This window comes from Glaciimonas immobilis (assembly GCF_011947285.1).
GTDB classification, from domain to species: Bacteria; Pseudomonadota; Gammaproteobacteria; order Burkholderiales; family Burkholderiaceae_D; genus Glaciimonas; species Glaciimonas immobilis.
Map to the genome: position 1 here is coordinate 1,714 of NZ_JAAOZT010000030.1, position 2,032 is coordinate 3,745.

2 protein-coding genes are annotated in these 2,032 nt (G+C 56.4%); both read right to left on the bottom strand.

What is annotated here, in order from left to right:
- On the bottom strand, window positions 1-1,086 hold a 1,086-nt coding region (locus HAV38_RS21560; RefSeq protein ID WP_483413866.1), incomplete at its 3' end, for a phospholipase D-like domain-containing protein.
- A 34-nt stretch (window positions 1,087-1,120) separates the two neighbouring features.
- Window positions 1,121-2,032: DUF2345 domain-containing protein (locus tag HAV38_RS21565; protein WP_168057493.1), on the bottom strand; the 912-nt coding region annotated here is incomplete at its 5' end.

A 2,032-nucleotide genomic window follows, 5' to 3' on the forward strand; every position in this document is an offset into this window, starting at 1 on the left:
ATAGTTGCGCGCCTGACTGGTTGCCAGCCAGTAGGCCTCCTGAATGGTTTTATCTCCTTCTTCCGGTTGGGTCCGCACGATCTGTGCGAGGTGTCGCTCAGCGCCGGAGGGCAGGACGAAGCTGGCGGGAGCGATTGCCTGCCGTAGCAATTGCAGGTTACCGGTTTCTGGAAAAGGATCGGCATTCCTCGGTGCCCGGTCCCATGCCGTCACAAAATTGCGATTCAGGCAATGCAGCGTCTGGCCCTGCACCCGGATGGCGTAGTCGCGAAAAGGCTTGAGACGCAGTGCAGGATTGTGCTTGTCTGCACCGCCTTCCCGTGCGTGACCGCGCCGGAGATCGTTATAGGCGTGTTCGGGGGTGTCCCAATAGTCCGTGGTTGAATTGAGTCCCATCACATAACCGATCGCTTGCTCCGGTAGTTCATAGTCGATCAAAATCGGCTTTTGATGATGCGTACTGACCTTCTTTAATCCCGCCTTTTCAACAGCGGTTAACTGTTTCGCTTCGCCGATCAAACTGGCTTCTACCGCGGCCGGATCTCCTGCCCGATAACGCACATGCAGATTGGGGATACGTCCATTGAGCGCGTCATCCCACCACTGCTCACAAAATTTGGCGCGGATAATATTGGGATCCGACTTGCCGGTTTTACCCCAGTCGGGATGACCGTACAGGTTGTGCGCCATGCGGCCTGCCCATGCAGAAGGGCTGCGTCCCTCGGCAAGCCATAACAGCAGTCGCACGGTGACGATTTTCTGCTCACCTATCTGACGCAACAAATCGCCATAAGTCAGACTACGCGGCCATTCTCCGTCGTTGCGCGGTAGGAGTTCCATGCCGGGATCGAAGCCCCAGCAAATGATATCGATGCTCTTTTTAGCGGCTTGCATATCCGCTACGATGTGGGGAAATGCATGCGATGCGCAGATGTGAAATGCCAGATGATTGTCGACCGAGATCGGGTGATCACCCGGTTTGTTACGCTGTTCTAATAACCATTGGCGACTCATGGAGGCGCGCCGATTGACTTCATCGACATGGGTGGTTTCTGTCCGAAACAGGTCTTGCATTTTCGGCGGCATGGCGCTCCTTTATGATGGGTTAAATGATTAACTTTTAGTCCGCATTGGGTTTAAGCTGCGATTGTCGACCATCAGTTGTTTCACCTAATTGGCGCACCCCTTTGCGCGAAAGCTCCTGTTGCGCTTCTCCGGGCTGCGCCGTTACCGGTAACGCAAAGCGATTGCCATCCGACCATTCCACTTCATAGCGGCTGGTCGACATATGGTTGTTCACGACCACACGTCCCCACATGTCAGTCACGCCACGATCCAGCAAGATGCCGTCGCGATACAGCGCGTACGGCTCCGCAGAAAGAAGAGCCAAACCGGGAATCGTGCGGAGATCAAAGATCATTTGCGCCTTGGTCATGACTGGCTCTGGCAATATGGGTAGCGCGATACTTTTCACTCCCAGTGGCGCATGCATGGCCGCATGCACGATGTACTCGCCGCTGGTGCCGCTGGTAATCCCGTCCGCATTCCAGCGCGTATAACTGCCGCCGCCATTGATGACAACCTCTTCTTCGGCGTTGATCGTAATGCGCTCAGCGGTCATGGTGATGTTAAGTTTGGCGAGCAGTTCAACACTATGTTTGAGCGCCTGCAAATCGACATTGCCGCTGGCGGAGGTGGCCTTGATGCCACCTTGGAGGGTGAAGAACCGAATCCCGTTTTTTACATTCGCGATCAACCGTTGTCCGACCGATAAACTTACACTCTCGCCGCTGGTCAGCGCGATCTGTTCACCGCTGGCAATATGCGTCGATTGTGGCGTCGAGGTCGCGATGCCCGCCGGGCTGGCCAGCAGCAGATGCGGCGCGCTGAATTCCGCAAACGTGTTGTCGGCGACATTGCCGCCGCTGCCAGCCAGCGCCGATTGTTGGGTCGCCAGTCGGTGGATGACCGCATCGTTGTCGGCCGCCTCCAGCGCCCCATGTTGCTGCGCCAGAGCAGCCAGACGTTGCTG